The sequence below is a fragment of the Pseudomonas sp. GW704-F2 genome, from assembly GCF_059423025.1.
The window spans coordinates 70,844-78,924 of record NZ_JBWKXO010000024.1 but is presented as its reverse complement, the minus strand read 5'-3'; the positions used below and the strand labels follow the sequence as shown (position 1 = coordinate 78,924).

Genomic DNA, 8,081 nt, shown 5'->3' with positions numbered 1-8,081 from the left:
CAAGGCCCCTCCCACACTCGACCGGGTTCATGCCTTCAAATGTGGGAGGGGGCTTGCCCCCGATAGCGTCAGTCCAGACGCCGCCTATTTCGGCCCAAGGATCTTCACCAACTTATCCGGCGACGGCGCCCCTTGCTGTTGCTGCAAGCCGCCCTTGTCATCCAGATAGAAAATCGCTGGCGTCGCCGACAACTCCAGCTCATCCATCAACTTCATATTGGCCTCGAGCTTGGCTTCAATCGCCGCCGGGATTTTGTCCAGCGCCTGCAACTTGCTGCCCTTGCCGGCGGCTTCGTGTTCTTGCAGGGCTTTTTGCGGGTCTGGGCTGGCCAGCAGGGCGGCGGATTTGCCTGGGCTGTCTTGGCGGATGATGCCGACCATGATGTGACGCAACTGCACCTTGCCGGCCTTGACCCAGGGCCGCGCCTGTTCCCAGAACATGTTGCAGTACGGGCAGTTGGGGTCGCTGAACAGGTAGACCGTGCGCGGCGCGTTGGTGTCGCCGTCCTGGATCCAGCTGCTTTTTTCCATCTTCGCCCAGACTTCCTTGGCCATCGGCGCGTACACCAGTTGTTCCAGGGGTGCGCTGCTCAGGTCATTGCCCTGGGCGTCGTACAGGGTGCCGGCGAGCACGCTTTTGCCGTCGGCGCTCAGGTACAGCGCCATGCCGCGGTTCTGGTACTGCGCGGCGTAGCCGGTGAGGCCGCTGGGGGCGTCGAACTTGCCGAGGATCTTGGCGCCCTTGGCTTCGATCTGTTTGATCGGGGCCGGCCAGTCTTCGGCCTGGGCCAGGGTGGCGGCCATGCTCAGTGATAACAGGGTCAGCAGGTGGCGGAGGCGGGGCATGTCGGTTTCCTTGTAGGGGGCGTGACGGCAGGGGCGGTGTCGAAGGGTTCCATGGCACGGGCCAGGCTGGCCTGGGACAGTTCACCGAGGTGGCTGTTGATCAGGCGTCCATCGGCTTGGTAGAACAGCGTGGTCGGCAAGGCCATGGAACCCACGGCCTGGCCGAGGCGGCCGCTGGCGTCGAACAAGACGTTGTCCAGGGTCAGGCCCTGGGTTGCCAGGTAAGTGCTGACGCTTTGCATGCTTTCGGCCTGGTTGACGAACAGGAACGTCACGTCGGGGCGTTGGCGTTGGGCGCGTTCGAGTACCGGCATTTCCCGACGGCACGGCGGGCACCACGTGGCCCACAGGTTGATCACCAGCGGACCACCCTGGTAATCGCCCAGTTGCACCACTTCGCCATTGGCGTTGCGCAGGGTGATGTCCGGCAGGCGCGAGCCCTTGTCATACAGGCTCAGCGACAGGCTGGTCATGCCCCAGAACAGCAGGCCGGTGATGACCCCGGCACTCAACGGTTTGCGCAGGGCCGGGCGGCGCCAGCCATACAGCAGCGCGCCGAGGATCAGTGCAATGACGCCGGGCCAGGCGAGAAAGCCGCCGTCGCGCAGGTCGACGATCTGCAGCGGGTCGTTGCGGTAGTAACTCCAGTACATCAGCACAAAGCTGACGCGGGCCGTCAACATGCCCAGCAGGAACAGGCTGAACAGCACCGACTCCGGGTTTTCCCCACCACGCTTGGCCACGCGCCAGCCCACCAGGGTGGCAAGAATCAGCGCGCCGATCAGCAGGATGTGATTCAGGGCGATGGCGAAGGTGCCGATGGTCAGGGTCAGCATCAGCGGGCGTCCCGCGTCTGGGTCCAGCGTTGCAGGAACGTATCGGCATCGACTTCGCCGGTAATGCGCCGGGCGCGGCGTTCTTCACCGTCCGGGCCGATCCATACGAAGCTCGGTGGCCCCGGCACTTTGTAGCGATCGAGCAGTGCGCGGCTGGCGGCATTGTCGGCGGTGACGTCCAGGCGCAGCAGGCGCACGTCTTTCAAGGCGTCCATTACGTGGGGTTTGCCGAACACCTGTTTTTCCATGATCTTGCATGACACGCACCAGTCGGCGTAGTAATCCACCAGCACCCATTGGCCCTGGGCCTTGGCGCTGTCGAGCTGGCTTTGCAGCACGGCCGGGTCGTTGATCGTCATGAACGCATCGTGGGCACTCGGCGCGCCGCTGATCCGCGAGCCGCTGTAGACCTTCAGCGGTTGCCACACATCGTCGCTGCCGCCGGCCGCACCGACCAGCAGCAGGCCGCCCCACAACCCGAGCACCACGGAAACGGCGCCGGACAGCATGGCGACCCGCCCGAAATCCTGGGCCAGGCGCCAGCCGCAATAGGCCATGGCCATGGCCAGCGCACCCCACAGGCCGAGCCACAGGTTTTCCCCGACCACCGGGCGGATCATCAACACGGCGGTGGCCAGGAACAGGAAGCCGAACACGCCCTTGAGCACGTTCATCCAGGTGCCCGGCTTGGGCAGGAAGCGGTTGCCCACGGTCACCAGCAGCAACAGAGGCACGCCAATGCCGATGCCCATGGCGAACAGGATCAGCCCGCCGTGCAGGGCATTGCCGCTCTGGGCGATGTAGAGCAGGGCGCCGGCCAGGGGCGCGGTCATGCAGGGGCCGACCAGCAGGCCGGACAGCGCGCCGAGCACTCCGGCGCCGATCAGGCTGCCGCCGCTCTGGTTGCGGCTGACGTTGTCGAGGCGATCGCGCAGGGCCACCGGCAGTTGCAGTTCGAAAAAGCCGAACATCGGCAGGGCCAGGATCACGAACAAGGCCGCGAAGCTGCCGAGTATCCACGGGGTTTGCAGCAGCGCCGCCAGGTTGCTGCCGAGCAGCGCGGCCAGTACGCCCAGCGCGGCATACACCAGCGCCATGCACACCACGTAGCTGCCGGCCAACGCAAAACCGCGACGCGGGTTGGCCCCGCTGCCGACCACCAGGCCGGCGAGGATCGGCAACATCGGCAACGAACACGGGGCAAACGCCAGCAACAGGCCCAGGCCGAAGAACACCAGCAGACTCCACCCCAGGCTGCGCTGCTGCAGGCCGCTGGCCAGGCTCTGGTCCTGGGCTTGTGCGGTGGCGGCGACGGCCGGGTTGCCGCCCAGGTCCACGGTCATCGACTGTGGCGGGTAACACAGGCCGGCATCGGCACAGCCCTGCCAGCCCAGCTTGACCTGGCCGGTCGTCCCCGCCGGAATCTTCACTTCGAGGCCTTGGCGGTATACTTGCTGTTCGCCGAAGAACTCATCGCTATGGGCTTCACCCTCGGGCAGCGCGGGTTTTTCGGCGAGGCCGTCGAACTTCATGCGTTGTTGGTACAGGTAATAACCATCGGCTATCTGCCAGAACAGCTGGGTTTCGCCGGACTCCAGGCGTTCGGACGTCAAGGTGAAGGCCTTGCCCACCGGGAGGAAGTCGGGTTTGGTCTCGAACGGGTTACCCGGCGCAGCCTGGGCGAATCCCGCGAACAACATCAGCAGTAAGGTAAATAGATGCCGCATGGTCAAGCCTTAGTTCGATGCAAGTGAGGCACACAATGTGTGGTGTTGATTAACCGATGATTAACCGGACGCTATTCTAGAGCGTAGGGATTATCTGATGTTGCGAACTTTGGCGGCATAATGCGCGCTTAATCGATCTGTCTTCTAATCCCCCCATCTTTCATGAAGGGTTCAGCATGCACGTACTGGTCTGTGAAGACGACGAATTGATCGCCAGCGGCATCGTGGCCGGCCTCGGTGCCCAGGGCTTTACCGTCGAGCGCGTGGCCACCGCCGCCGCCGCGCGGGCGATGCTCAAGGCTGCCGAATTCGACATCATGGTGCTCGACCTCGGGCTGCCCGACGAAGACGGCCTCAAGTTGCTGCAACAACAGCGCAGCCAGGGCCTGGAAATTCCGGTGCTGATCCTCACCGCGCGGGATTCGGTGACCAACCGCGTCGACGGCCTGCAAGCCGGCGCCGATGATTACCTGCTCAAGCCCTTCGACCTGCGCGAACTCGCCGCGCGCCTGCAAACCTTGCTGCGGCGGGTGGCCGGGCGCAGTGTCAACCTGATCGAACACGGCCGCCTCAGTTACGACCCGAGCAGCCGCGAAACCCTGCTGGCCGGGCAGCCCGTGGACCTTTCCCGCCGTGAACAAGCGCTGTTGCAGGCGCTGCTGCACAACAAGGGCCGCGTGCTCTCCAGCGAACAGCTCAAAGACAGCGTCTACGGTTTCAACGACGAACTGGAAAGCAACGCCCTCAACGTGCATATCCACCATCTGCGGCGCAAATTGGGCAACGGCATCGTCGAAACGGTGCGTGGCCTGGGCTACCGCCTGGGGCCGGCGGATGGTGGAGAGAGCGCTTCGTGATGAGCCTGCGCCTGCGCCTGACCTTCAAGCTCGGTGCCGCTTTTGTGTTGATCTGGGCGCTGGCGGCGGCCTGGATGCTCAACGATCTGCGCAATCAGATGATGTTCTCCCTCGACCAGCGCCTGGTCGCGTCGGCGCGTATGGTCGCCGGTTTGATGGAGCAGATGCCGGGCCTGGCGAGCAGCGCCGAGGGCAAGCACTTCAGCGCCGAGCAACTGAACGTGCCGGGCGGCATGGCCTGTCAGGTCAGTTCCTTGCGCGGTGAAGTGTTGGCGCGCAGCCACACCACACCGGACCAGGGGCTGGAATCCCATCGCAGCGGTTTTCGCGACCAGATCATCGACGGCGCGGCGTGGCGCAGCTTCACCCTGGCCCGTGGCGATCTGTTCATTACCACCGCCGACCGCCAGGTGGAGCGCGAGGCGTTGAACCTGTCGATCCTGCTGGCGGCCTCGGTGCCGGTCGGCGTGGCGTTGTTGGGCTGCCTGTGCCTGCTGTGGCTGGGGATCGGTCAAAGCCTGCAGCCGCTCAATCGCATGCGCGATGCATTGATGCGGCGCAGCGCCGATTCCCTCGAACCGTTGCAGATCCACCCGCTGCCCAGCGAGCTGAAACCGCTGCTCGACACCCAGAACCAACTGTTGCAGCGCATCGCCAAGACCATCGAGCGCGAACGTCGCCTCACCGGCGACGCCGCCCACGAACTGCGCAGCCCGCTGACTGCGATCAAGACCCACCTGCAAGTGGCGCGCATGACCGACGGCGCGGCCCGCGACCAGTCCCTGGCCCATGCCGAGGAGGGCGCCGACCGCCTGCACCGCACCCTCGAGCAATTGCTGTTGTTGGCACGGGTGGAGGGCAGCCTGTCGTTCGACGACGGCGTGCAGTCGAGTGCCGAGCAAGTCGCACGGCTGGCGATCCAGGATGCCAACGCCGGCGACAACCAGCGCATCGACCTGATCCTGCCGGACGACCTCAGCGATACCCCGCTGGAAATGCCGGTGGGCCTGGCCGTCGCGGCCCTGCGCAACCTGCTGGACAACGCCCTGCGCCACACCCCGGCCGATACCCGGGTGGAGCTGAGTGTGTTGATGGCCGGCGATCAGGTGGTGTTCCGCGTGCGCGACCACGGCAAACAGATCGCCAGCGAAGACCTGCAATACCTGACCCAGCGCTTCTGGCGCAACGGCAACAGCGAGGGCTGCGGCCTGGGCCTGGCGATTGTGCAGGCGATCGTCCAGCGCTGCTCCTGCTCGTTGACGTTCGACAGCCAGCCGGATGGCCTGCGGGTCGATCTGGGTATGCCGCTGCGGCGCTGACCCGCGTTCTTTCGTGTGCCAAATAGTTACCGCCCGCCTGACGTTCAACCCTTCAGGATGGCGGTCATTGTTTTGCGCTTGAACGGGCCGAATGACTCGGCCTGTACCGAAAAGGACGCTTCTTATGTTGGTCATCGATACCAGTTTTCCCGCCAAGGACTTCAACGCACGCAACGGCGAGCCCGTGGCGCAAGTGGTCCTGCATTACACCGCCGCGCCCTTTATGTCATCCCTGCACACCCTGACGCGACACGGCGTCAGCGCGCACTATCTGCTGCCCGATCCGGCCGAGCCCGGCTACCGCGCCGCCGGTTACGACGAGTTGCGCGTGTTCCGCCTGGTGGATGAGGGCCAGCGCGCCTGGCATGCGGGGGCGAGCCACTGGGGCGGACGGGACAACCTCAACAGCCGCGCGATCGGCATCGAGGTCGTCAACCTGGCGCGGGATGAGGGCGGGGTGTTTACCTTTCCTGCGTACCCTCGGGAGCAGGTGGAGGTATTGATCGAACTGCTGCGCGACATTCTCGCGCGTTACCCGCACATCGGCCCGAGCGACATCCTCGGGCATTCGGATGTGGCGTACTGGCGCAAGAGCGATCCGGGGCCGCGCTTGCCTTGGCGCGGCCTGTTCGAGGCGGGCGTGGGGGCCTGGTTTGATGAGGCGACGCGGGCGATGTATCAGCGCCGCTTTTGTGTCGGGTTACCGCCCGAGGTGGAAGTGGAGCGGGCGTTTCAGCGCTACGGGTATAAACCGGCGCAGAATCGCCAGGCGTTCGAGCTGCGGACCCGTGCGTTTCAAATGCACTTTCGGCCCAGGGATTACGGCGGAGCCCTGGATGCTGAGACGTGTGCGATTTTGTATGCACTGAATGACAAGTACCGGGGCCTTTGACAGCGAGCGCGGCTTAATTGGGGCGCTTGATCCGTCTGTTAACCGCCACAACACCTAAATCCATTCGACGCTGGTGCGTTTCCACAACAGGCAATCCGCGCGCAGGCCCTTGGGCCAGACGCCAACGGATCGGCAGTTTGGTCACCATCACCCGCGTATCGAGGGATCCAGAGATGTCAGTCGCTACCAGCCAAATCGCAGACGCTCGGGTGCAGGTCAGCCCGGCGCCCGTGGAAACGCTCTACCAGTTCGACGAAAGCCCGCTGCTGGCACGCCAGCGCCAGCAGGAGTCCAACGCCCGCAGCTACCCGCGGCGCATCCCTTTGGCACTCAAGCGAGCCAAGGGCATTTACGTGGAAGACGTGGAAGGCCGCCGTTTCATCGACTGCCTGGCCGGTGCGGGTACCTTGGCGTTGGGGCATAACCACCCGGTGGTGATCGCCGCCATCCAGCAGGTGTTGAGCGACGAACTGCCGTTGCACACCCTCGACCTGACCACCCCGGTCAAGGATCAATTCGTGCAAGACCTGTTCGGCCTGTTGCCGGCCGCGTTGGCGCAGGAAGCGAAAATCCAGTTCTGCGGCCCCACCGGCACTGACGCGGTGGAAGCCGCGTTGAAGCTGGTACGCACCGCCACGGGGCGTAGCACGGTGTTGTCGTTCCAGGGCGGTTATCACGGCATGAGCCAGGGCGCGCTGAGCTTGATGGGCAGCCTGGGGCCGAAGAAACCCTTGGGCGCCTTGCTCGGCAATGGCGTGCAATTCCTGCCGTTCCCCTACGATTACCGCTGCCCGTTCGGCCTGGGCGGCGCGCAAGGCGTGCGGGTCAACCTGCATTATCTGGAAAACCTGCTCAACGACCCGGAAGCCGGGGTGCTGTTGCCGGCGGCGGTGATTGTCGAAGTGGTGCAGGGCGAGGGTGGCGTGATCCCGGCGGACCTCGACTGGCTGCGCGGCCTGCGGCGGATTACCGAGCAGGCGGGTGTGGCGTTGATCGTCGATGAAATCCAGAGCGGTTTCGCGCGCACCGGCAAGATGTTCGCCTTCGAACACGCGGGCATCATTCCGGATGTGGTGGTGATGTCCAAGGCCATCGGCGGCAGCCTGCCGTTGGCGGTGGTGGTGTACCGCGACTGGCTCGACACCTGGTTGCCGGGCGCCCATGCCGGCACTTTCCGTGGCAATCAGATGGCGATGGCGGCAGGGTCGGCGGTGATGCGCTACCTCAAGGAGCACGACCTGGCCGGCCATGCGGCGGCGATGGGCGAGCGCCTGGCGGAGCAGTTGCGCATCCTGCAGCGCGACTTTGCGCAATTGGGCGATATTCGCGGGCGCGGGCTGATGCTCGGCGTGGAACTGGTGGACCCGAACGGCGCGCCGGATATCCAGGGCCACCCGCCGGTCCACCGCCAACTGGCGCCGCTGGTGCAGCGCGAATGCCTCAAGCGCGGCCTGATTCTGGAACTGGGCGGCCGCCATGGCAGCGTGGTGCGCTTCCTGCCGCCGTTGGTGATCAGTGCCGCCCAGATCGACCAGGTCGCCGAGATTTTCGGGCGTGCCCTGGCTGCGGCGGTCGCCAGCCTCTAATTTTTTACCCGCCTGGTA

Annotated in this window: 7 protein-coding genes; 4 read left to right on the top strand and 3 right to left on the bottom strand. The window is 65.0% G+C overall.

Translation table 11 applies throughout. The features are described 5' to 3' along the window. Window positions 1–84 precede the first annotated feature (84 nt). The 3 genes from dsbG to dsbD are packed head-to-tail and all read right to left on the bottom strand — an operon-like array spanning window position 85 to window position 3,409. Window positions 85–846, bottom strand: coding sequence for a thiol:disulfide interchange protein DsbG (dsbG, locus tag AC07W0_RS20250; RefSeq protein ID WP_017845803.1), 762 nt, complete (start codon window positions 844–846; stop codon window positions 85–87). Then, a complete protein-coding gene (locus AC07W0_RS20245; protein ID WP_046382546.1) occupies window positions 822–1,682 on the bottom strand; it encodes a TlpA disulfide reductase family protein in 861 nt (286 codons plus the stop codon). The genes dsbG and AC07W0_RS20245 overlap by 25 nt, the downstream gene beginning before the upstream one ends. Then, a complete protein-coding gene (gene dsbD, locus AC07W0_RS20240; RefSeq protein ID WP_057003883.1) occupies window positions 1,682–3,409 on the bottom strand; it encodes a protein-disulfide reductase DsbD in 1,728 nt (575 codons plus the stop codon). Before dsbD ends, AC07W0_RS20245 begins: the two co-directional genes overlap by 1 nt. A 176-nt stretch (window positions 3,410–3,585) precedes the next feature. Between dsbD and AC07W0_RS20235 the strand changes: the two genes are divergently transcribed. The 4 genes from AC07W0_RS20235 to AC07W0_RS20220 all read left to right on the top strand — a co-directional run bounded on the left by AC07W0_RS20235 (window position 3,586) and on the right by AC07W0_RS20220 (window position 8,063). Beyond that, window positions 3,586–4,266: a response regulator gene (locus AC07W0_RS20235; protein ID WP_046382548.1), complete on the top strand. Its 681-nt coding sequence runs from the start codon at window positions 3,586–3,588 to the stop codon at window positions 4,264–4,266. Beyond that, on the top strand, window positions 4,266–5,585 hold the full coding sequence (locus AC07W0_RS20230; protein ID WP_046382549.1) for an ATP-binding protein: 1,320 nt from the start codon (window positions 4,266–4,268) through the stop codon (window positions 5,583–5,585). Before AC07W0_RS20235 ends, AC07W0_RS20230 begins: the two co-directional genes overlap by 1 nt. 124 nt (window positions 5,586–5,709) lie before the next feature. Then, window positions 5,710–6,477: an N-acetylmuramoyl-L-alanine amidase gene (locus tag AC07W0_RS20225; protein ID WP_102618024.1), complete on the top strand. Its 768-nt coding sequence runs from the start codon at window positions 5,710–5,712 to the stop codon at window positions 6,475–6,477. A gap of 173 nt (window positions 6,478–6,650) precedes the next feature. Continuing rightward, window positions 6,651–8,063 (top strand): aspartate aminotransferase family protein, encoded by a 1,413-nt coding sequence (locus tag AC07W0_RS20220; RefSeq protein WP_046382551.1) that lies wholly within the window; start codon window positions 6,651–6,653, stop codon window positions 8,061–8,063. Window positions 8,064–8,081: the final 18 nt, after the last annotated feature.